Below are 22,993 nucleotides of genomic sequence, written 5' to 3'. Positions count from 1 at the left end.
CGTGTAAGGCTCATATGTTTTGAGCACTCTAAATAATATGTTGCCCTTTAAATTAAAATACAAGTCAGGGTTTAACATGCAAACTCAATTAGATTCAGGAAAAACCATCCAACAATTAATAAAAATTGTGGGTAAACAACATGTCATGACCAGTGAAAGCGAAACACGATTATATCGCCAAGGTCGTCGTTATGGTGCAGGTCAAGTCTTAGCTGTGGTCGCTCCGGGTTCTCTTGTTGAACAATGGCATGTTTTAAAAACAGCCGTTGATGCAGATTGCATTGTGATTATGCAGGCAGCCAATACGGGTCTGACAGGTGGTTCAACCCCTTTTGGTGATGATTATGATCGTCCTGTGATTCTCATTAGTACCCGTCGTTTAGCAGGCATCCAAGTGATTAATGAGGGTAAGCAAGTGATTTGTTTACCGGGAGCAACTTTAGATCGGCTTGAAAAAGAACTGGTGCAATTTAATCGTGAACCACATTCTGTGATTGGTTCATCGTGTATTGGTGCGTCAGTTTTAGGGGGTGTTTGTAATAATTCGGGCGGTGCATTGGTGCGCCGTGGACCAGCTTATACTGAGCTTGCACTCTATGCACGTGTCAATGAATTAGGTGAATTAGAACTGGTCAATCATTTAGGTGTAGATCTTGGTTCATCTGCCGAAGAGATTTTATCTAAACTCGAAACACAGCAATATCAAATCAATGATATTCAAAATAATTCACATTGTTGTGCATCTGATCAGCGCTATTCACATGATGTCAAACAAGTTGATGAGAATACTCCTGCACGTTTTAATGCAGACCCATCTCGTTTATTTGAAGCTTCAGGTTCGGCAGGGAAAGTCTGTGTTTTTGCAGTGCGTCTAGATACATTTGAAAAAATTCCAAATCAGGTGTTTTACATAGGTACAAATTCACAAGAAGATTTAACCGAAATTCGTCGTTTTTTACTCAAAGATTTACCACGCTTGCCGATTGCAGGTGAGTACCTTCATCGCGTTGCCTACGATATTGGTGCGGAATATGGTAAAGATACATTTATGTTTATTGAAAAGTTTGGTACTTCAAAAGTACCCACTGCTTTTGCAATGAAAGATAAAGTAGATGGCTATTTAGAAAAGTTTAATTTACGTGGTTTGTCTGATAAATTTTTGCAACTTGTGACCAAATTCATGCCGAATCATCTGCCCAAACGGATGAATGAATTTCGTGATTTATATCAGCATCATTTAATGCTTCGAATCGAAAATCAGGATGTTGAGCAAGTTGAACAGTTCTTAAAACAATATTTTACTTCTCGTGGGTCAGATACTCATTCAGGTCGTTATTTTTTATGTAATGATGAAGAAGGTCGTAAAGCCTTTTTACATCGTTTTGCTGTTGCAGGTGCTGCAATTCGTTATCGAGATACACATCGTAGTGAAGTTGAAGACATTGTAGCTTTAGATATTGCTTTACGCCGTAATGACCGTGAATGGGTTGAAACTTTACCCGGTGAAATGGATGAAAAAATCATTCATAAACTATATTACGGACATTTCTTATGTCATGTATTTCATCAGGATTATATTGTTAAAAAAGGTGTCGATCCTTTAAAAATGGAACATGAAATGTGGCATTTACTCGATGATCGTGGTGCAGAATATCCAGCAGAACACAATGTTGGGCATTTATATATTGCTAAACCTGCGCTGAAAAATCATTATCAAAAATTAGATCCGACCAATAGTTTTAATGTGGGTATTGGGCAAACGGCTAAATTGAAGTATTGGAAATAAGCAGACGTTTTATATCCGTATTTAGGGCCCTTTGAATTTTTTTGAAAAGAGGAATAAAAGGGCTTTATACAAGGTGTTTACTGAACTATTTTTTGTGTTTTTCATGAAAATTTCTACTTGTATATTTGATGACCAAAAAGCTGAGTGCCGCAGCTAAAATGATAAAAGTAATTAATGCATAGAATACTGAATGTGTTTTAAACCAAACAAAGACAGTAGGAACTCCAACCAGAATCCCTAAAACCCAATAGATAGAATCGGATAAATCTTTAATAACTGCTTTGTTCTCGACATAATTTGGATTTTCTACATATTCTTGTTGATCAATTCCTTGCCCTGAGTAGCTTGTACCTTGTAGAAAATAATTCAGATCTTTATATCGTTGCATTTCAGTTCTTACATTTTCCCAATAGTTATGATCTTGTTCACAATGTTGATGTTCTAATAGTTCAAAAGCACTCAGTCCATCTCTAAAATTTTGCTCAGATTTTTCTACTAAATCGAGTCCGTTGGTTCTAAGTAAAATATAATTTGGATAATGTCGCTGAATTATTTCTTGAAAATGATTATATTGTTTAAGTAAGTCTTGCCCAAAAATATTGAGAAAAACTGACTTTCTTTTTTGCAAATTTTCTAAAGCTTGGGCTTGAGCAACAATAAAATAAGGGAAGGTACTTTCACCAAAATCATCGAAGCATTCTTGTCGATCAATTTCCGTTTCCACATTATCTATATCAAAATCATCGATAAATCGTGCAGATTTAATATCTTCTTGTTTAAACGTTAATAGCCAAAATAATGGGAAAAAGGCATTAGCTTCACGTGAATATGGATGAAGGCTATAATTTTTCCATTCATTATCACTGCCATTCGGCATGTGGTCATAAATACAGTTGTCTAAAAATACAGGCATGCTCATTTTTATTTTCCCTATCTCATCATAAAAAAGATAATTTTTTGATACATTAACCTGACTAAGTTGAATGAAATATTATACAAATGTAAGAGTATAAAGGTTTCTCTAATATGGGTTGATGATTTTAGAAAGAGCCTAGATTTTATAAATTGACTATAACAACGATGAAAATATCAAGAATAGCCATCCCATAAATTTTAAAATTCGATAAAGTAGTATGCAACAAGTTGCAAAGCCAAATATAAAAGGATTCATCATGACAACTAGCTATGCACATATTCTAAAACCGCTTCATTTAGGCTTTACGACCATTAAAAATCGTGTCGTGATGGGTTCTATGCACACAGGTTTGGAAGATCGTTTTTATAACTATCCGAAACTTGCTGCATATTTCGGGGAAAGAGCGAAAGGTGGTGTGGGCTTAATTATTACTGGCGGCATTTCTCCAAACCGTCAAGGTTGGTTGTTGCCTGCTGGTGGTACGATGAATACCTTAGGCGATGTCGCACCGCATCGTTTGGTCACCCATGCAGTTCATAAGCATGGTGCTAAAATTTTAATGCAAATATTGCATGCAGGACGCTATGGCTATCAGCCTTTTGTTGTGTCATCAAGTCCAATTAAATCACCTATTTCACCATTTAAACCGCGTCAAATGAGTGATAAACAGATTTTAGACACCATTGATGATTATGCGAAAACAGCAAGTATTGCGAAAAAAGCAGGTTATGATGGTGTTGAAATTATGGGTTCAGAAGGTTATTTACTGAATCAATTTTTAAGTCGCCATGTCAATCAACGTGATGATCGTTGGGGGGGAGATATTCACAATCGTATGCGCTTTCCTGTAGAGATTGTCAAAGCGATTCGTGCTGAAGTCGGTGAAAAATTTATTATTTGTTTCCGTTTATCATTATTGGACTTGGTTCATGATGGTAATACGATGGATGAAGTGGTCACTGTTGCACAGGCTTTAGAAAAAGCAGGCATCACATTGTTAAATACAGGGATTGGTTGGCATGAAGCTCGAGTACCAACGATTGTAACGTCAGTCCCGCGTGCGGCATTTGTCGATTACACCGCTGAAGTGAAAAAGCATGTCTCTGTACCTGTGATTGCATCGAATCGAATTAATATGCCTGACACTGCAGAAGGAATTTTAGCTGCAGGTAAAGCGGATATGGTGCAAATGGCACGTCCTTTATTGGCAGATGCCTTCTGGGTGAATAAGACTGCAACCAATCGTGTAGATGAAATTAATACTTGTATCGCTTGTAACCAAGCATGTCTTGATCATAGTTTTCAAAATAAACGTGCAAGTTGTTTGGTGAACCCTCGTGCTGCATACGAAACAGAATTGGTGTATATCAAAACTAAAAAGCCAAAGAAAATTGCTGTCGTCGGTGGTGGTGTAGCAGGGATGTCTGCTGCGACCGTTGCAGCAAGTCGTGGTCATAATGTCACTTTATTTGAAGCTGCAAAAGAAGTCGGTGGTCAGTTTAACTTGGCAAAAGTTGTGCCTGGTAAAGAAGAGTTTCACGAAACCATTCGTTATTTCAAAGTTCAAATTGAAAAGACAGGCGTGGAATTACGTTTAAATACGCGAGTGAACCGTGAGCAATTAGAACGTGAAGGCTATGATGAAGTGATCGTAGCAACAGGTGTTCTGCCGCGTGGTTTAAGAATTGAAGGCAGTGATGCGCCTCAAGTACTTTCTTATGCAGAAGTTTTACGTGGTGCGCCTGTTGGAAATAATGTTGCTGTGATTGGTGCAGGTGGGATTGGTTTTGATGTATCTGAGTTTTTATTAAAACCTGAAAATCAGCCACAACCGCAACCTTTAGCAGACTGGAAACGTGAATGGGGCATTGATCCAAACCCAAATTATATGACGGAAGGCGGTTCTGTTCCTGCCGAGGTTGATGCACCGATTCGTCAAATTTACCTAATGCAACGCAAAACAACACCATTAGGGATTGGTTTAGGTAAGACTTCTGGTTGGGTACATCGTGCACAACTAAAAAAGCATGCCGTCAGAATGATGCGTGGTGTGCAATACAAGTCAGTCACCGATGAAGGCTTATGGGTTGAAACGAATGGGCATGACCAATTATTACGTGTAGATACGATTGTAGTTTGTGCAGGGCAGGAATCTGTTAAAGATTTAATGCCTAAAGAAGGTGAAAATACTTTAGCAAATTATCATATTATTGGTGGTGCGAAATTGGCTGCTGAGCTTGATGCAAAGCGTGCAATCCGTGAAGGTGCTGAATTAGCAGCTAAACTTTAATCAAAAGTGATGCTTTTGATGAAACAATATGCACTTGAATACTTTAAGCCTATATTTCCCTTGTTATAAGTAGAAAAGATGAGTATTCTTGCGCACATGGAAGCGTGGCAGAGCGGTTGAATGCACCGGTCTTGAAAACCGACGAGGGTGTGAGTCCTCCGTGAGTTCGAATCTCACCGCTTCCGCCACATTGAAGTTTCTGACACTGTTTAACACTATATAAGTAATTGACTTATAAGGTTAAAGTTGGAAATAGGCGGTATGTCAAGCTATGACACAGTACGTCAATGAGCGGTTATAAAGTAGTAAAAAATGCAGTAAGATAATCTCTTACTGCATTTTTTTTGGTTTATACGTTATGACTGTACGTGGTATCAATAAGCTGACGGCTTTACAGGTTAAAAAAGCAAAAGCTAATCCTGAAAAAATGTATAAGCTTCCTGATGGAGGTAATCTATATCTGCGTATTGATTCTAGTGGTAGCAAATACTGGATATTCAACTACACACGTCCATATATTGCTAAACGCAACGATTTATCCTTAAGAACATATCCTGAAGTGACTTTGGAAGAAGCACGAGCAGTCCGTGATGATTATAAAAAATTAATCAAGCAGGGGATTGATCCAGCAACCGTCCGTTTAGAGACAAAAAATCAAAAACAAAAAGAAGCAGAACACACCTTTCGTATCGTGAGTGCAGAATGGCTTAAAAAAAGAGAATTAGAAGGTAAGCAAGATGAAGAAACTTTACGCCGTTTAAACCATGATGCTTATCCTTACATCGGTGATATGAGTTTTCCTCAATTGACTGTAGAGGTCTTAGAAGCAAAAGTATTTAAACGAATTGTTGATCGTGAAGCATTGTCTGTTGCTAAACGCTTAAAATCAGATTTAAACCAAATCTTTAAATCAGCACGTAAAAAAAAGCTGATTCAATATAACCCTATAGAGGATATTGAGTTACCCAATCCGCAAGGAGGTAACTTTGCAGCAGTCACCGAAGAACAAGACCACCTTGCACCGATGCTGAATAAAATTTGGAATTACTCAAAATTGCATGCACGTTGCTTGATCACTACACAGGTAGCATTAAAGCTCTCAGTCTTAACCTTTCAGCGACCAGGAGAGATCCGCAAGCTTAAAAAGACTTACTACTACCCTGAAGAGCGATGCTTTAAATTTATCGCCAGTAAAACTAAACAGCAACATGTAGTTCCATTATCAAATCAAGCATTTGAATTGGTCGAGTTAATTATTGATCTATACCCACACAGTGAATATTTATTTGTTGGGCGTGATGCAAAAACATATCTTTCAGATAACACCATTAATACAGCATTAAAGCGTTTAGGTTAATGCAGTATATGGAACAGATTTCAGGTGTGGTGAATTATGTAAATCAGACTTTTTCGTTGTTTGGTGAAGTGGAAAAAGTACGACCTACGAAATTAATGAAATCAAAATAAAGATATGGATTAAAATTAAATGAATCAAACATTATTAAAACAAAACCTCAAAGTGATTTTTTTATTACATTTAAGTTTAGGGCTACTTGCATGTATTAATAATGAAGAGTTGGAAAAACAAGACTTGCTTGAGTTTAATCAAAGAAATGCACCAGAGCTTAAAATAGTAGATCGAGTTTTATATGTAGATTCACTTGGGGATATTGAAAACAATGCTCCACGTTTAAAACTAAAAGTACCAATGAATTATTTACAAGGGGGAATTAATGCTGATGGATTGGTAGGACAAATATTATCAACGGGGGGGGGGCCATTTGGTTATTCTCGGCCTAAAGATCCAAAGGAAAAGCCACAGTTAGCTACGATCAGTTTTGAAATCACTGAAAGTGGTCAGCCTGTAACATTAGATAAAGATGGGCGTCCTTCAAACAAAGAAGATATCTATGGATTTTCAATATCACTGTATTCAGGGAAAAGGCATCCAGTCAATAAACTTGGAGCAAGTCAGTCTGATCTCTTTAGAGCTAAGGATGTGTATGGTTTACAAAATTATAAAAATTTGAGTTGCCGTGATGTAGAAAAGCTAAAAGAAAATGTACGACTAAAGGGAATGGGTTATAAAGCATCGGAGGTAACATTGGACAAGCTCGCCAATAAGGCACCAGATGATCCAACGCCTAAAAACTGTCTATCAAATGAACGTCTTCAAATTTGGATTTCACCGCCTGAGGTTCCTGATGATGAAGCTGTAAGGATTTATTGTGGTAGCCTGCTGCTTTGTGAGATTGCTTTTAGATATAAGTCACGCGGGGTCGTAATCTATACACGTAAAAATAGATTGCATGTGTTGCCTAAGTGGCAAGTGTATCGCCAACAAGTGATTAAAACCATCCAACAATTCGAAACACAATAAACAAAATCAAAAAGGAATCAAACATGAATAGCAATTCAAATATTACGACATCAGGTCAATTGAAATTAACGCAGGGTGAAATAGATTATTTACAACAGTTTTTAAAAGCCAATGACCGAGGTGGCTATTATTTTGCTTTATACAATATGACAGGGGTGACGCAGGTTTTAGTACAAGGAGAAATTTCAACTTTTAGTGGATTCGGTGGTGGTGGTGCCTATGTTTCAAATATGCTGATGTATGAATATAAAGAAGATTACAAAGTAAAACGGCTTTGTTGCATAAAGGCTTTAGAGATAGATCTTCCCTAAGTTACCCACATTCAAGTGACAACTTGGGTATGAGGTCGACCTAATTCCGTGAATTTATTTAACACGGCTACACGTGCATGAATTTCATTCACCTGACTAGGAAAGCACCTTGCCGTTAATTTATCGCCTAATAGTTTGATGCAGTGCATCTTGGTTTCCACCAAGCTTCGCCGATGATAACCAGACCACTTTTTCCAAACGGCTCTGCCTAGACGTTTGACTGTTTTTAATAATTCATTTCTCTCTAAAGATCCCAATTTCTTATCTTTTCATGGCCTTGCATTTTTTCTTGGAGGAATTACGGGATGTGCATGACGATCTGAAATCACTTGTCTGCACCATTTCGTGTCATATGCTCCATCGGTATAGACAGAATCAATGCGTTCATCAGATGGGATTTGATTCAGTAGATCACCCAAGACTTGTGAGTCACTGACATTATTTGTTGTGAGCTGTACAGCTCGTATTTGCAAGGTTTTAGCATCTATACCAATATGCAGTTTACGCCATTGCCGACGATATTCAGACTGATGTTTCTTGCGTTTCCATTCACCTTCGCCTAAAAACTTAAGGCCAGTTGAGTCTACCAATAGATGTAGTCCTTCATGACTTTTTTGATAGCTGATCGCAATATCAATCTGTTTTTGTCGTCTGCAAAGTGTGGAATAATCCGGTGCTGTCCAATCTAATCCACAGAGTTTAATCAGACTTTGAACAAAGCTGGTAACCATACGCAAAGAAAGGCGAAAAAGAGATTTGATCATCAAACAGCATTGAATTGCTGTGTCGGAATAGGTTTGATTTCGCCCATGCCTACCTTGTGGCTGAGCATACCATTGAGTCGTTGGATCAAACCAAATGGTGATATTTCCTCTATTTATTAACGCTCGGTTATACGATGCCCAATTGGTGGTGCGATAGATTTTAGGGGTAGGCTTATTCATTTTGAAATTATATGGCTGAATAAACCTTCTAGGTTAGGTTTATGCAACAAAGCCAATACAAACCATAAAAGACTGGCAAGGTGAAGATTGGGATGTACATGAAGAACGAAAGATTTCGGACAAGATTACCCTGCAATATGGTTGGCTTTATGGTTCACCACGACAAGGTTCAAAATCACTGATTGTTAGCTCTGAATTGGCTGAAGCTTTTAAGTATTATTCTTGGCGTGAGATGATTAATGAGTTCGGTATTTCAAGTTCGACAGCATCAAAAATCAGACGAGAATTAAATCTAAGTAAGATAACTCATCGGCGAGATCGAGATTGGATCATTCAGCATCAAAATGAAATATTGTACTCAAGCTTTCTCATGTTGCTGGACAAATATGGTTTACACAAAGGTATAGTCAAAAGCTATTCAAACTATTTGATCAGTGATGTCGGTATTAAACGAAAAACAACACGTCATCACGAAAGCCAGTTTGCTGTAGAAAAAACATACCAAATGCATAAAGTCGCAATTGCTCAATGTAAAAGCTTTAGAGAACTCAACGCTATTTTACATACGGATGACTATACAGCTCGAAAATTTCACGAATTGGCATGTGCAGAGTTGAATCTGCCTTCTATGAGCGAAAGACATTTAAAAAACTTGAGTGACACATGGACGTGGCGTTACCAACATCGCAATACCATTTTAAATGCTGAAATGACCATTATTCAGATTGCAACACAGCTCAATACCTCTAGTGACGAAATCTATAATGCACGCAAAGCATTACGACGTAGATTAAAGATCAAAGAAACCATTGGTGTCGTGAGAGTGATCAGTTTAGATCAATGGGTATTACAGCACGCAATTGAATTGAAAACTTTAAAGATCAGCCAATTACAACAGAAGTTTCAAATCAGTTCAGCGCAGATTAAATATCGACGAAAGCTACTCAAACAACTGCAAAAAAAAGAGACACAAAGTGTCGCTTAAATAAAAAACAATTATGGACGAATTTTACATTTTTTTGTAGAATAGATCACAAATTTAGAATTATTAATAAAGAAAACAAATGCCCAATAATATTTACGCTGCATTAGAGTCGCTTGGACTTACCGCACAAAAACGCGCTATTCATGTCCAATTTTCAAATAGCTCGCTCAACGAACAAGTGTTCCTTCAGCGAATTGACGGAACACATGAGCTTAATGTCGGGGTAAATTTACAACTCATCTGTCTTTCAACATCAGCAAATATTCCTTTAAAGCAGTTTATTGGCGCACAAACAGCAATTGATATTGTCAACGATAAATCAGAACTCAATCGAATTACAGGCATCGTCACCAAAGCTGATATAGGTGCTAGTGACGGCTCTCTTACAATTTATCGTCTTACTGTCGAAGACCCAACCGCACTGTGGAAACACCGCAGAAACAGTCGTGTATTCATGGCAAAATCTGTCGTTGATGTGATCCAACTGATCTTCTCCGAGTGGCAACAAAAAAGTCCCTTGTTTGCTTCAAGCCTGACTTTGGATAAAAGTGGACTAAGCAAAGACTACGATATCCGTCCATTCATTATGCAGAATAATGAGCGAGATATAGACTTTGTTCAAAGATTGCTGGCCTCGGAAGGGATTAGCACTTTAATCGATGAAGCACAACTGAAAGTTTCTAGTTCAAGCGAACAAATCCAAGCACAAAAACTCCGCCTCATTGATGACAATACACAATACAAAGCCCTAGATCGACGCAACATTCGCTTCCATCGTAGCAGTGCCGTAGAACAAACCGATTCAATGACCAACTTTATTGGACAACGCTCACTACAACCAACTTCAGTCCATATCCAATGCTGGCAAGCCGATGCATTGGAAACCGAAGAAGGTGCAGGCTCAGTCCAAAGTAAACATAGCCACAGTGACAATCAAGACAATGCCAGTCTCGGTTTAGAACAAGCATGGCATTTCAGTCCTGCATGGATACAAGACCTCAACGGAGAGGATGGTGCAACCAAGTCAGGCAACAGCCAAATTGAAAAGTTTAATGAAAACTTAAGCAACTACTACGACTCACAATCCAAAAAATTCACTGCAACAACTACAGTACGAGATGCACAAGTCGGTTACTGGTTTCAACTCAACGAGCACCCTGAAATAGATGAACATTCAGGTGCCGACAAAGAATTTTTGATTACCTCAAAAGCATTCTATAACCAAAATAACTTACCCAAAGATCTGACAGATCAAGTCACTGCATTACTACAACAAAGCAATTGGCAACAACCCCAAATTCAAACCAATAACAAAGACGAACGCCAAGCCAATCACCTGACACTACAACGACGCAATATTACCACCGTTCCTGAATACAATCCGCTCACCCAAAAACCGACCGCACATCCGATGCGTGCCAAAGTGGTCGGACAATCAGGCGAAGAAATTCATGTGGATGAATGGGGTCGCATCAAAGTCCGCTTCCTCTTCACTCGAAATGAAGACAATGGCCATGATGGTGGAGCAGGCTCAAACGACAATGACACCGATTCAGCTTGGGTGGATGTACTGACACCCTGGGCAGGCGAAGGCTATGGCGCAAGATTCTTACCTCGAATTGGTGAGATCGTGGTCATCGACTTCTTTGATGGCAACATCGACCGACCATTTGTAGTGGGACGCATCCACGAAGCACAACGACACCCCACCAAATTCGACAACAAAGGCAAACTGCCTGATACCAAAAAACTGGCAGGCATCCGATCAAAAGAAGTCCAAGGCGAAGGCTTTGGACAACTCAGATTTGATGACACGACTGGACAAATCAGTACCCAACTACAAAGCAGTCATGGGGCAACCCAACTCAATCTTGGAAAGCTCAGTCATCCCAAAGACAAAGAGACCAGTGAAGACCGTGGCGAAGGCTTTGAACTACGTACTGACCAATGGGGTGCAGTACGTGCAGGGCAAGGGTTATTGCTTTCCACCTATAAACAAGATCAAGCCAAAGGCGAACACCTTGATGCTGAAATTGCCAAGAAACAACTTGAAGGCAGCCAAACCAACAGTAAAGCTTTAAGTGATATTGCCAAAAATCAAAAGACCGATGAAATTGAGTCTTTAGAGCAACTGACTCAATTTGCCAATGAAATCGAAAAAGATATTGCTAAGTTTAAAAAAGCCATCATGGTGCTCAACGCAGTCGATGGTATTGCTTTAAGCACGCCTGAAGATATCCATCTTTCTGCCACAGGGATCATTAACCAAGTGGCTGGGGATAGCATTAACCTGAGTACTCAAAAAAATCTATTGGGACAAGCTTTAGGAAAAGTCAGCCTATTTGCAGCACAAGGTGGTATTAAAGCGATTGCAGCACAAAGCAAAATTGAAATCCAAGCGCAATCGGATGCTTTAGATGTTTTAGCCAAAAAAGGCATTACCATTTCTTCAACTGATGACAAAATTGTCATCAGTAGCCCAAAAGAAATTGTGATCACGGGCGCAAGTTCACAAATCACTTTAAATGGTTCAGGGATTTTTCCGAAGACGGGTGGTAAATTCCAAGTCAATGCAGGACAACATATTTTCCAAGGTGGGGCGAGTGCCAGTGCTTCAGCACAACTGCCTGCATCGAGCCCAATGAAAGGCGCACTAGACTTGCTTAAAAGTTATGGTGGACAGAACTTCTTTAAAGACACTGGGTTTAAAGTCATCGATTCATTGGGTAAACAAGTCTCAGGTAAATTGAATGCCAATGGCTTTGCACAAGTGAACGGTATTGCCCCTGGGCCTGCGAAAGTGGAATTTGAAACCGATCCAAGCAGTTCATGGGTGCAAGGTAGTCACTTTAATCGTGACTATACATGGTCACAAGAAGTGGTTGGTGGTGTGACAGGATTTGCCCAAAATGCACTGAATTCATTGGGACAGAATCTGACTTCTCAGCTGAAAGACAATCTATTTTCATTGAATGGGGATAGTTTAAAAAATATAGGCAAAAATGCGCTCAAAGACTTAGGTAATCAAACACTCGGTCAGTTTAAAGAACAATTCACATCGAGTGCATTGGGTTCTGTATCATCGGCGTTAAACCTAAATTTATCCCCTTCGCAGATGATGAATGTTGGGCAGTTGATTGCGAACCCTAGCCAATCCATCCAAGCAATCAAAGACAATGGCATTGATTTCTTTAAAGACCAAGCTTCGGCAATGGTTGCTCAAAAAACGGGTGGATTATTGTCAGGTGCTAGTTCTGCTATTACGCCAACAGGCTTTGCGGGTGCATTGGGTTCGAGTAATCCAACAGGCTCATTCACAGCAGGGAGAAACATCAGAAGTTTTTCTGCTGTTCAAAGTGATGATGACTAAGACATTTATAGTATTTGTTGAAGTAGCTAGATTTATTTTTAAATTAATTAAAAAATTAGAACAGATTAAGGTTAAACAAGATGGCATTTATTGATCAGTCCAAACAAACAACAGTCGCCAACACAGAACAAAATACGGCGAAGGAAACAACGCCAAGCAAACCTGCTGTTGAATTGGCAGTGTTTAACCTTGCCAGTGTGACGCATACCGAAGATCATAAATTTATTGCGCATCAAATCCAAAAGTATCTTAAAGTATGTGGCAATACCCGTCTTGAACAGATTCAAGGCAGTGCAAATCTACCCACGGTTGCCAATATCTTTGCTTTATCAGGTGGTATTTTAGATCTAATTTTATTTGCAACAGAACAAAAAAAAGCTGAGGCTGGGGTGCAGCAGTCGGCACTCCTTAGCATGAACTTAATTGGTTTATTTCTAGAACCGAATGCTGAAGCTCATGTACGTATGGCATTGCGCCCAATATTGGGCTTAATGGCCGAATGCTTATATCCGCAAGATGGTAAAATCAAAGAAGCCGATATTCGTCGCATGACTTTGCATCTGAATGCGCAGATGGCAGGAGATTTAGAAAAATTCCTCAAAGAAACCCAAGCTAAGTTGCCTGCTTTGTTATCGAGTGCAACGACCCTTGGTACTTCAATTTTAACGGTCTTTAGTAAACCAGTGAGCTTAGGTGTAGCTCTACCGAGCATGGGTTCAGCAGGCGCAACAGCAGAAAAACGTGATCCAGCCAAGCAATTTAGTAATTGGGCAAAGCCTTTAATTGACCTGATTGGTGTGCCTGCGCAAGCCAATATGATGCCTAAACTAGAGATACCAGAAGCATCACTTAGTCGATTACAGACCGAAGCCTCAACTGCATTAGCCTTATTCGCCACAGCGATTCAACAACAAGGCAATGCAGGTACTCAATATACGTTGGCGTGGTTGATTCAAGAAACCCTGAAGGCGATCCAAAAACAAGGTAAAAAAGCCAGTGCTAGTGTGCCGATCAACCAAACGGGTGAACACGAACAGCATGTGAATGGTGATATTTTAGAGTTTGTGACTTTACAGCCAGATGCTTTAAACGATCCCATTTGTACATCATTAAAACAATCGGACTCTTCAACCAAAGATAGCATTAGCTATGCAATTGGTGCAGAACGCGTCAATCATTCTGACTTCTATCTACCGAAAGTTGGTTTTGCCTTTAGTCGTCAATACAATTCACAAATGAATGAGTTTGATCACAGCATGATCGGCGCACGTTGGATGATGCCATTTTCCAATGTAATCATACAAAATCAAAATGGTTATTTATTTATTGACAGCAATGGGCGTAAACATCAACTGCCTGACTCGATCAACTACGAAACTTATATTGTTCCATACGAAGGTTTTAGTGTTACACCACATGAGCAAGGTGATTTAATGCTGAACTTTGGTTCAGAATGGAATTTCCATTTCCATAGTTTTAATGGTGGAAAACACTATCATCTCATACAACAGTTCAATGAAAAGACCAGTGAAAAAGTTGTTTTAAGCTATTTGTTGTTTGAACAATTTGCTTATTTACAAGCAATTGATTTCCAACTCAAACGAGGCAAGCATCAGCTTAAATTTGCCTTCAATGAACATGCCAAGATCATCGCAGCCTTTGTCGGCGAACAGCCTGAGCCACTCGCACGCTATGAATATGATCTACAAGGTAACTTGATTCAAGCCATTGATCAGAATGGACATACGCGTAGTTATGAATATAACGATACCCACCAACTGACACGCTATACCGACCGTACAGGACGTGGGCAGAACATCCGTTATGACTCCACAGAAGCAAAGGCAAAAGCGGTTGCAGAGTGGGCAGATGATGGAAGCTTTAAAACCCGTTTAGAATGGCATCCACGCCTACGTCAAGTAGCTGTTTATGATGCTTATGATGTACCGACCTATTACTACTTTGACCTCGATGGCTTTACCTACCGCACTCGCCTTGCAGATGGACGAGAAAAATGGTTAAGCCGTGACAGTCAAAAACGCATCACCCGTCAAATTGACTTTGCAGGACTAGAAATCGAACAAGTCTATAATGACCAAGACCAACTGATTAAAATCGTACAACCGAATGGTGGCATCATCCGCTTTGCCTACGATGAAGCAGGCAATCTGACCGAAACCAAAGACCCAGAAGGCAATATTTGGAAAAAACAATACGATGCTGATGGTAATGTGACCAAGGAAATCAATCCACTTGGTCATACGACCCAATACAAATATAACAATGACAATCAAATTGTCGAAATCACCGATGCCAAAGGTGGATCTAAGAAAATCCAATACAACGACTTAGGACAAATGACGTCATATAGCGATTGTTCAGGCAAAGAAAGCGCATGGGAATATGATGACGAAGGCACACTATTGGCTCAAGCCTCCGCCGATGCACAACAAATACAATACCTTTACAGCACCCAAGGGAAAGATAAAGGGCAATTGCAAAGTATTATTTATCCTGATGGATTAAAAGAACGATTTGAACATGATGAAGAAGGACGTTTACTTAAACATATCGATACCCAAGGATTAAACACCCAGTACCAATACAATACAGTGGGATTACTGGAAAAACGCATCGATGCGAATAAACACCAAGTTGGCTACCAATGGGACAAACAAGGCCGTATCGAAAAGCTCATTAACCAAAATCATGCTGAATACTTATTCAACTACAACCACTTTGGACAACTTACCCATGAACAAAGCTTTGATGGCGAAGAAAAACACTACAGTTACATGGATAATGGACAACTGTTGCAAATACGCCAACCGAACATCCTGACTCAGTTTGGCTACCACCAAGATGGTTCAATCGCCTCAAAAAGCTATACCCATTTGCAAACACGTCATACACAGACTGAAGAATTTGAATATAACCTGAACAATCAACTCAGTCGAGCTACTAACAAAGAAAGTCAAATTGATTTCTACCGTAATGCCCTCGGACAACTGGTACGAGAACACCAACACTACAAAATACCACAACACCCAGCAGTAACAGCGGTACTCCGCTACGAATACGATGAACTTGGCAACCTCAGCAAAACCATTCGACCAGACGGGCAAGTGCAAAGTAATCTGACCTACGGTTCAGGTCATATCTACGGCATTGCCTTTAACAAACAAGACATAGTGGCATTTCAACGCGATGACCTACACCGTGAAACAGCGCGCATGCTGGCGAATGGCTTGATTCAAACTAAAAATTACAATGATGTGGGCTTACTCAGTTCACAGATCATTCGCCCTGAGCAAGAAACCGCAAACCAACTACACCAAGCAGAACGTCACTACCAATACGACAACAACTATTTACTGACGCAAATAGATGATAGTCGTTTAGGCAAACTCAATTACCAATATGATGCGATTGGACGTTTGACCAAAAGCCAAAGCCCACATACACATGAAAGCTTTACCTTCGATCCTGCGGGTAACTTAATTGATGCTATTGCGACACAAACAAGCCAAATTAAAAACAATCTGATTCAACAATACCAAGGCAAGACATACAAATACGATGCACAAGGCAATGTGATTGAAAGCACGCAAGCAGGAAAGACCTTAAAGCTGAAATGGGACAACCTCAATAGACTGATTCAAAGTGACAACAATAGTCAAATCACAGACTATGGCTATGATGTATTTGGACGACGTTTATTTAAGAACAATCAAAAAGAAAAGCACCTGACTTTATTTGGTTGGGATGGTGACTTGATGATTTGGGAGTCGCAACAAAATACCCAAAGCAATCATACAGAGCAAAATCAATACACTCATAAAAACTACACCAAACACTATGTCTATGAACCGAATAGCTTTGTACCTTTATTTCAAACGGGATATACCGGCTTTATCAAACTGATCGAAACGCCTGACTATAGTCGATTCCAAAATGAACCGTACTCAATTTATAAAGATCCAGTGTGGAGTACAAAAACACGTAAAAATAAAGCTGAGTTAGAGCGAGTTGCATTTTATCACTGTGATCAAGTGGGCACACCACAAACCTTGAGCAATGAGTTAGGTGAGTGTATTTGGGAAATTAAACAAGATACATGGGGGACAGCTTTAGAAATTAAGACCATTAATGAATCCAATCCGTTTGAACAGAGTAATATAAGATTCCAAGGTCAATATTACGACCACGAAACAGGACTACATTATAACCGTTACCGTTATTATGAACCGTTTAGTGCAAGATATGTGAGCAAAGATCCGATTGGGTTGTTTGGTGGAGAGCATTTATTTTCTTATGTTAGAAATCCATTAAAGCAAATAGATGTTTTAGGACTGAGTTCAAATGATGGTTCGAAAAGTAATGAATGGATTACTCAAAGTGAAAAAGATGCTTTAATTAAACCCATTAAACAAGCGCAAAATAATATTACAATGGCTGTAGTTGGTTCAGTTGTTTTGGCTAATCAGATTAAACAGGCGGGTAATGATGTTATTAATGGTGCGCAAATAGCGGGTAATGATGTTATTAATGGTGCGCAAGTAATAGGCAGTAATATAAAAAAAGGTGCTGATTTTGTATATCCTTATATAAAAGGAGGGGCTAAAATTTTTTATGATGATGCTAAGGAACTTGGAAAAAAAGCATATCAAAAAACCCAAGGTGCAGTAGTCTTATCAGTCTTATTATGTCAATCTGTTGGCGGGTGTAGGCGACCTGATTATATGGTTTGCTCTGGTTCTGCTACGACTTTAACTGGAGCAATTACAATTAATTTATATAATGGTCAAACTTATTTAGGAAAAGGATTAGATTCATCTCCATTTGTTCCATCTAAAAAACATAATGGCGTTGATAATAGTCAAGAAAGTATTAAAAAATGGTCTGATGTTCTCGGAGGTAGCTGTAGTCTAGGATATATATTTAATAAAACTAAAGGTCTATCAACTGGTGATGCTACGGACTCATTTCTGGATGGCTTAGGTGGAGGGTCTGGGGTAACTTTGCGTAATGTTAGAGTTGGAGTAGCACAACCTTTAAATGCTGAAGCATGGAATATTACAGCTCCTAGAGCGATTGAAATAGGATTGAGTACTCAGAAGACTGGGTGGGATGGAGGAATATCGGTGAATGAAAAATCAGTTAATATATCAAACGAGTATAATGAAGTTAAAACCAAATTGAGTAAATAACATGAAAATTAAGATTATTAGTATGTCAATTATAAGTTGTTGTATAGTGGCATGTACAAATGTGGCTGAAACTGAAAAAAAATCTGAAATGATAAACTTTAATGAGATCTCTAATACATATTTTAAATCGTATGCCCCAGTATTTGAGCCATCAATTAACCGCATTGGAAACAAGTCTGGAACAATTTTAATTAAAAAGAAAAATTTATCAAAGAAAGAAATGAATACAGTTACAGATAAAATGAAAACAGATGGATGGGTTGAATTTGAACATTCAACTAATTATGCTTTATATTGCTTAAATAAATATCAACTGATTGGAATTCTATATCCTAATAATTTAATCGAAAGAAATAAAAATGGAGAAGAAATAATATATGAGGATATAAACTCATGGAACATTGGTCTATATTACAATCAAAATGGTATAAATAGTTGTATAAAATAAAAATTATTCAGTACTAGGGCAATAATTTGTATAATTAATATTCGAGCGAATACAAACACTACAAATACGATGCACAGGGCAACGTGATTGAAAGCACGCAAGAAGGAAAGACCTTAAAGCTGAAGTGGGACAACCTCAATAGACTGATTCAAAGTGACAACAATGGTCAAGTCACAACCTATGGCTATGATGTATTTGGGCGTCGTTTATTTAAGAACAATCAACAAGAAAATCACCTGACTTTATTTGGTTGGGATGGTGACTTGATGATTTGGGAATCGCAACAATCCAATAAAGAACCAAACCAAGAAAATAGCTACACCAAACACTATGTGTATGAACCGAGTAGCTTTGTTCCGTTGCTTCAAACAGGCTACGCAGGTTTTATTAAACTTATTGAAATGCCTGATTACAGCAGTGCAAGATTCCAAAATGAACCCTACTCGATTTATAAAGACCCTGTATGGAAAACAGAAACGAGAAAGAATAAAGCAGAATTAGAACGTGTTGCTTTTTATCACTGTGATCAAGTAGGTACACCGCAAACACTGAGTAATGAGTTAGGTGAGTGTGTTTGGGAGATTAAGCAAGATACGTGGGGCATAGCACAAGAAATCAAAACCGCAAACCTAGATAATCCACTTGAGCAAAGCAATATCCGTTTCCAAGGGCAATATTTTGATAGTGAAACAGGCTTACATTATAACCGTTATAGATATTACGAGCCGTTTAGTGCACGGTATGTGAGTAAGGATCCTATAGGGTTGTTTGGGGGATTGAATAATTTAGCTTATGTCAGTGATCCGAATCAGTGGGTTGATCCGATGGGGTTGCAGCAAAAAAGAGATAATAAAGGATTGTCTTGGGTGAGTGATTCTGTTTTGAAAGAAAGCGAAGCAGCTATTAAAAAGATGGAACAGCAAGGTAAAGCCAATACAAAAAGTTATTCTGAGTCGTTAGCGGAAGATGCTATAAGCGGTAAAGCGGTAAAGCGGTAAGAGAAGCAAGAGCTAAGCAATCTGAAATCATTAATAATTCTACTGTTCAGAGGAATGACTTTCCAATAGGTCCTCCTAGACAACCGGCTGCAATTACAGGAATATTAGGTGCATTATTTCCAAATAGCATGGCTGGTTTAGCAAGAGATCCTGAGAACGCAAGTGTTTTGAGTACGATGGGTGCTATCCGAAACACTAATTTGCAAGCAGTAGCAGTTGCTGGCTATGGACCATATATAGTAGCAGGTAGTATAGAGGCAGGTGGTGCTGTAGCGCCGATATTAGGTAGTGTTACTGCTAAAGTTGCTACACCAATTGTGAGTAGAATAGCACCTTATATGCAATCAGGTGCTACATTAGCTAGAGCAGAAGGAGTAGTACTGCAATGGCTAAATCAGCCACTATAAGCTCAGGTCTAGCTGGAGGGATGGATGTTGGAATGCAAATGTTAGAATGTCAGTGTGCTGATTATAACAGGTGGAATTGGAAGCGAACAGGTGGTGTAGCTGCAGTAAGTGGTGTAGTAGGAGCATGGGGGGCAGGCACGTCTTATGCAGCTGGTTTCGGTCAAGTTGGTTGGTTAGGTATAGCTAGAAATTCACCAAATACTGGACAATTCATTAAAAATAATGCTTCTGGATTAGTTGTCTGGGGGCATGAACAAGTTTTTGGTCAACTTGGTTCACGGGCTGTTAAGGCTACAACAGATTCAAAAGAGAACAAATCTGAAACAGATTCAAAAGAGAAAAAGTGATGTTAACTGTATTTGTAGAGATAATCATGAGTGTTTTTATTGCCAATTTTAAAGCCTCTGATCATCCAATTATTAATTTTGTTGTACGTGGTATTTTAATAGGATTAATTTTGTTTTTTTTAGGTTTATTTTCATCGATTTTAAGTGGTTCAAATTTTTCTTTAATTTTTGCTTTAAAAGTTTGTTCAATTGCAGGACTTGGAGGAACTTTATGGATATCCCTTATAGAGTATATCTTTGGTAAAAAAAAGTAATAAATAAGACTTTGTACACGACAAAAAAGATAACCCATTGAGATAATTAATCCAATCCGCTTGAACAGAGTAATATAAGATTCCAAGGTCAATATTACGACCACGAAACAGGACTACATTATAACCGTTACCGTTATTATGAACCGTTTAGTGCAAGATATGTGAGTAAGGATCCGATAGGGTTATTGGGCGGAGTTAATAATTCGGCTTATGTAAGCAACCCGAATCAGTGGGTGGATACGATGGGGTTAGATGACATATTGAATGACTCTGATTTAGTCTGTAGAAGTGGAGCTTGTAGCGCAGATAGTCTCGCCAAGGGAAGTGGGGTAGTAACAGGCGCTGGTGGAAAGCTTAGTGGTATTTCTACTCAAGCTAAACCAGGTGCAGATTTGACAACACTTTCCCAACCTTTTTGCATAATCAAGTTGGTGTGGCAACCGTGGGTGATATTGAAAAAGCTGGTGGGAAGATGACACTTGATGGTAAATTAAATTCCAATGGGAATATGGTAATGAATCATGCAACAATAGATGGGTTAACTGCAGAACAATCAGAAAAGCTTATTATGAGGCATTACAAGCAAGCACAGGTCGTACTGATTCTGAACCATTTATCGAATTCATTTTACAGGTGATTTTAGATGTAATCCTCAGCTCAAATCACACCGCTCAAGATAGCGGCTATGTTACCGCTCAAGATAGCGGCTATGTTACCGCTCAAGATAACGTACATGCTCATCAAGAAATGAGCGACCAAGTTCAGCGTTTAGTTTCAGTAATGAAGCAAGAAGATTATACGCTAGCAGAATTGATGCAATAGAAGCTGGATCAAACGTACTATTCCTGATAAGCCGAAAAGTCCTAAGAAAAAATATCATTTGAATTGATCAAGTTTAGGTGTAGAGTTGAGAGGAAATGAGCAAAATGATACAGTATTGATCAATAAGTAAGCGGTTAAAATTAAAATAATAGCACAGTGAAATTGGACAAAATGTGGACGTTATTTGCGCCTATTTTACGCCTAAATTGTAAAAAAAATCCAATAAGTTTTTGATTTAAATTATAAATAAAGTTTTACTTGTCCAATCCATCATTCCAGCAATTAAATTAATTCTTAAACCAAATCGTTTCCGTCTATTTCTGTAGCGTTCTGCAAATATCCTCAAATGTTTCAGTTGGCAGTTGATATGTTCAATGACTATCCTACGCTGGCTAATTTCTTTGTTGATCTGTTTCGCTATCTTGGGTAATGAGGAATTCGTTGGTTTCTTTATGAGGATCAATAATTTATGCTTAATCTGATGGAATCCTTTATAGGCTAAATCAACCATAATGCAAGGATAAATCACCAATTTCTTCAAATACTTACGTGCAATCGTCAGATCATGTTTTCTGCCACTGTCGATCTGAATACTGACAATTTTTTTAATTTTGGGTTAAAAATGACTTGTGTTTTTAGCGTATTTTTCTTCTTTTTACTGCTATAGAATTTTATTTTTTTTGGGGGGACGCTCAATTTGCGACTCAGTAACATCAACGATCACATACATGTCAATTTAGATGAATCAGATGAATTCGGAACCTTCATCTTTAGAATCACAGGCTTTAACAGTATCCGTACTTTGGCAGGTCGATGGCTTTGTTCAGGAGATTCAGCAGGGTTTACAAAAGAGTGTGAGGGCGGTGAATTGATCAATGGAGAGTCTGAGGGCTCTCCAATAATTAAACCTTCTTTTTAATTTTTTTGAATGACTTAAAATAAATATTTAAAATGTGATACGGTTGGATTAATATTTAATTAATATTAATTGTTTCAAGTTTATATGCTCAGGCTTTCCCCAAAGCATGAGCATTTTTTTATGTTTGATTATCTATTTACTTGCGTGAAGATGATGTAATAATCTGATGCAAATATTCTTAAAAAGTACTTCAAGTTTTAAGCTGAACTTGATAAAACAACTGCACTGAATGCACCTAATCAAATCTGTAGCGCATGGCACGAAAATATATTCTCTACCCAATACAAACCATAAAAGACTGGCAAGGTGAAGATTGGGATGTACATGAAGAACGAAAAATTTCGGACAAGATTACCCTGCAATATGGTTGGCTTTATGGTTCACCACGACAAGGTTCAAAATCACTGATTGTTAGCTCTGAATTGGCTGAAGCTTTTAAGTATTATTCTTGGCGTGAGATGATTAATGAGTTCGGTATTTCAAGTTCGACAGCATCAAAAATCAGACGAGAATTAAATCTAAGTAAGATAACTCATCGGCGAGATCGAGATTGGATCATTCAGCATCAAAATGAAATATTGTACTCAAGCTTTCTCATGTTGCTGG

The 22,993-nt window shown here is 38.5% G+C and carries 15 protein-coding genes, 1 tRNA gene and 7 pseudogenes; 20 read left to right on the top strand and 3 right to left on the bottom strand.

What is annotated here, in order from left to right:
- Window positions 1-76 precede the first annotated feature (76 nt).
- Window positions 77-1,786 carry a D-lactate dehydrogenase gene (dld, locus tag B9T35_RS14545; RefSeq protein ID WP_086191818.1) on the top strand — a complete coding sequence of 570 codons (1,710 nt, stop codon included), beginning with the start codon at window positions 77-79 and terminating at the stop codon, window positions 1,784-1,786.
- Window positions 1,787-1,871: 85 nt separating this feature from the next.
- On the opposite strand, the gene B9T35_RS14540 is transcribed toward dld, so the two are convergent.
- Window positions 1,872-2,705, bottom strand: coding sequence for a hypothetical protein (locus tag B9T35_RS14540; protein WP_086191817.1), 834 nt, complete (start codon window positions 2,703-2,705; stop codon window positions 1,872-1,874).
- 253 nt (window positions 2,706-2,958) lie between these two features.
- Between B9T35_RS14540 and B9T35_RS14535 the strand changes: the two genes are divergently transcribed.
- The 5 genes and pseudogenes from B9T35_RS14535 to B9T35_RS14515 all read left to right on the top strand — a co-directional run bounded on the left by B9T35_RS14535 (window position 2,959) and on the right by B9T35_RS14515 (window position 7,683).
- Entirely contained in the window at window positions 2,959-4,992 is a 2,034-nt protein-coding gene (locus B9T35_RS14535; protein ID WP_086191816.1) for an NADPH-dependent 2,4-dienoyl-CoA reductase, read from the top strand.
- A 98-nt stretch (window positions 4,993-5,090) separates the two neighbouring features.
- Window positions 5,091-5,180, top strand: a tRNA-Ser gene (locus B9T35_RS14530).
- A gap of 170 nt (window positions 5,181-5,350) precedes the next feature.
- Window positions 5,351-6,346 (top strand): annotated as a pseudogene (locus B9T35_RS14525) (tyrosine-type recombinase/integrase); the annotation flags it as partial.
- Window positions 6,347-6,478: 132 nt separating this feature from the next.
- Window positions 6,479-7,372 (top strand): hypothetical protein, encoded by an 894-nt coding sequence (locus tag B9T35_RS14520; RefSeq protein WP_086191815.1) that lies wholly within the window; start codon window positions 6,479-6,481, stop codon window positions 7,370-7,372.
- A gap of 23 nt (window positions 7,373-7,395) precedes the next feature.
- Window positions 7,396-7,683 carry a hypothetical protein gene (locus tag B9T35_RS14515; protein ID WP_086191814.1) on the top strand — a complete coding sequence of 96 codons (288 nt, stop codon included), beginning with the start codon at window positions 7,396-7,398 and terminating at the stop codon, window positions 7,681-7,683.
- An 11-nt stretch (window positions 7,684-7,694) separates the two neighbouring features.
- Here B9T35_RS14515 and B9T35_RS14510 read toward each other — a convergent pair.
- A pseudogene (locus tag B9T35_RS14510) lies at window positions 7,695-8,627 on the bottom strand (IS5 family transposase).
- A gap of 232 nt (window positions 8,628-8,859) precedes the next feature.
- Here B9T35_RS14510 and B9T35_RS14505 point away from each other — a divergent pair.
- From B9T35_RS14505 to B9T35_RS18865, 12 genes and pseudogenes are all read left to right on the top strand, one after another.
- The gene (locus tag B9T35_RS14505) at window positions 8,860-9,612 is read left to right on the top strand and encodes a hypothetical protein (protein WP_139842040.1); all 753 of its coding nucleotides are present in this window, start codon (window positions 8,860-8,862) and stop codon (window positions 9,610-9,612) included.
- A 79-nt stretch (window positions 9,613-9,691) separates the two neighbouring features.
- On the top strand, window positions 9,692-12,982 hold the full coding sequence (locus tag B9T35_RS14500; RefSeq protein ID WP_086191812.1) for a type VI secretion system Vgr family protein: 3,291 nt from the start codon (window positions 9,692-9,694) through the stop codon (window positions 12,980-12,982).
- A gap of 80 nt (window positions 12,983-13,062) precedes the next feature.
- Window positions 13,063-18,192 carry an RHS repeat-associated core domain-containing protein gene (locus B9T35_RS14495; RefSeq protein ID WP_086191811.1) on the top strand — a complete coding sequence of 1,710 codons (5,130 nt, stop codon included), beginning with the start codon at window positions 13,063-13,065 and terminating at the stop codon, window positions 18,190-18,192.
- A gap of 61 nt (window positions 18,193-18,253) precedes the next feature.
- The gene (locus B9T35_RS14490; RefSeq protein WP_228147164.1) at window positions 18,254-18,640 is read left to right on the top strand and encodes a hypothetical protein; all 387 of its coding nucleotides are present in this window, start codon (window positions 18,254-18,256) and stop codon (window positions 18,638-18,640) included.
- 53 nt (window positions 18,641-18,693) lie between these two features.
- Window positions 18,694-19,483 (top strand): annotated as a pseudogene (locus B9T35_RS14485) (RHS repeat domain-containing protein); the annotation flags it as partial.
- Between the two features lie 331 nt (window positions 19,484-19,814).
- A complete protein-coding gene (locus B9T35_RS14480; protein WP_139842039.1) occupies window positions 19,815-20,045 on the top strand; it encodes a hypothetical protein in 231 nt (76 codons plus the stop codon).
- The gene (locus B9T35_RS14475) at window positions 20,024-20,392 is read left to right on the top strand and encodes a hypothetical protein (protein ID WP_086191809.1); all 369 of its coding nucleotides are present in this window, start codon (window positions 20,024-20,026) and stop codon (window positions 20,390-20,392) included. The genes B9T35_RS14480 and B9T35_RS14475 overlap by 22 nt, the downstream gene beginning before the upstream one ends.
- Before the next feature lie 26 nt (window positions 20,393-20,418).
- Window positions 20,419-20,646 (top strand): hypothetical protein, encoded by a 228-nt coding sequence (locus tag B9T35_RS14470; RefSeq protein WP_228147163.1) that lies wholly within the window; start codon window positions 20,419-20,421, stop codon window positions 20,644-20,646.
- Between the two features lie 53 nt (window positions 20,647-20,699).
- A pseudogene (locus B9T35_RS18870) lies at window positions 20,700-20,897 on the top strand (RHS repeat-associated core domain-containing protein); the annotation flags it as partial.
- 191 nt (window positions 20,898-21,088) lie between these two features.
- Window positions 21,089-21,283: a hypothetical protein gene (locus tag B9T35_RS18320; RefSeq protein ID WP_139842038.1), complete on the top strand. Its 195-nt coding sequence runs from the start codon at window positions 21,089-21,091 to the stop codon at window positions 21,281-21,283.
- Window positions 21,202-21,462 (top strand): annotated as a pseudogene (locus B9T35_RS18720) (cell filamentation protein Fic); the annotation flags it as partial. The gene B9T35_RS18320 and the pseudogene B9T35_RS18720, both read left to right, overlap by 82 nt.
- Window positions 21,463-21,475: 13 nt before the next feature.
- Window positions 21,476-21,535 carry a hypothetical protein gene (locus tag B9T35_RS18865; protein ID WP_416202449.1) on the top strand — a complete coding sequence of 20 codons (60 nt, stop codon included), beginning with the start codon at window positions 21,476-21,478 and terminating at the stop codon, window positions 21,533-21,535.
- Window positions 21,536-21,703: 168 nt separating this feature from the next.
- On the opposite strand, the pseudogene B9T35_RS18315 reads toward B9T35_RS18865, so the two are convergent.
- Window positions 21,704-22,195, bottom strand: a pseudogene (locus B9T35_RS18315) (transposase family protein); the annotation flags it as partial.
- 22 nt (window positions 22,196-22,217) lie between these two features.
- On the opposite strand from B9T35_RS18315, the gene B9T35_RS18785 reads away from it, so the two are divergent.
- A complete protein-coding gene (locus B9T35_RS18785) occupies window positions 22,218-22,340 on the top strand; it encodes a hypothetical protein (protein ID WP_265733452.1) in 123 nt (40 codons plus the stop codon).
- Window positions 22,341-22,641: 301 nt separating this feature from the next.
- A pseudogene (locus B9T35_RS14445) lies at window positions 22,642-22,993 on the top strand (hypothetical protein); the annotation flags it as partial.

The sequence above is a fragment of the Acinetobacter sp. ANC 3832 genome (genome assembly GCF_002135415.1).
Taxonomy (GTDB): Bacteria; Pseudomonadota; Gammaproteobacteria; order Pseudomonadales; family Moraxellaceae; genus Acinetobacter.
Note: the sequence above shows the minus strand (reverse complement) of the source record. Positions and strands in the feature narration are given on the sequence as shown.

Coding starts and splice junctions, on each gene's coding strand:
- B9T35_RS14520 (WP_086191815.1), top strand. CDS start 6,479: ATGAATCAAACATTATTAAAACAAAACCTCAAAGTGATTTTTTTATTA.
- B9T35_RS18785 (WP_265733452.1), top strand. CDS start 22,218: ATGAATTCGGAACCTTCATCTTTAGAATCACAGGCTTTAACAGTATCC.
- B9T35_RS14500 (WP_086191812.1), top strand. CDS start 9,692: ATGCCCAATAATATTTACGCTGCATTAGAGTCGCTTGGACTTACCGCA.
- B9T35_RS14480 (WP_139842039.1), top strand. CDS start 19,815: ATGGGTGCTATCCGAAACACTAATTTGCAAGCAGTAGCAGTTGCTGGC.
- B9T35_RS14475 (WP_086191809.1), top strand. CDS start 20,024: ATGGCTAAATCAGCCACTATAAGCTCAGGTCTAGCTGGAGGGATGGAT.
- B9T35_RS14540 (WP_086191817.1), bottom strand. CDS start 2,705: ATGAGCATGCCTGTATTTTTAGACAACTGTATTTATGACCACATGCCG.
- B9T35_RS14515 (WP_086191814.1), top strand. CDS start 7,396: ATGAATAGCAATTCAAATATTACGACATCAGGTCAATTGAAATTAACG.
- B9T35_RS14535 (WP_086191816.1), top strand. CDS start 2,959: ATGACAACTAGCTATGCACATATTCTAAAACCGCTTCATTTAGGCTTT.
- B9T35_RS14505 (WP_139842040.1), top strand. CDS start 8,860: ATGATTAATGAGTTCGGTATTTCAAGTTCGACAGCATCAAAAATCAGA.
- B9T35_RS14470 (WP_228147163.1), top strand. CDS start 20,419: ATGAGTGTTTTTATTGCCAATTTTAAAGCCTCTGATCATCCAATTATT.
- dld (WP_086191818.1), top strand. CDS start 77: ATGCAAACTCAATTAGATTCAGGAAAAACCATCCAACAATTAATAAAA.
- B9T35_RS14495 (WP_086191811.1), top strand. CDS start 13,063: ATGGCATTTATTGATCAGTCCAAACAAACAACAGTCGCCAACACAGAA.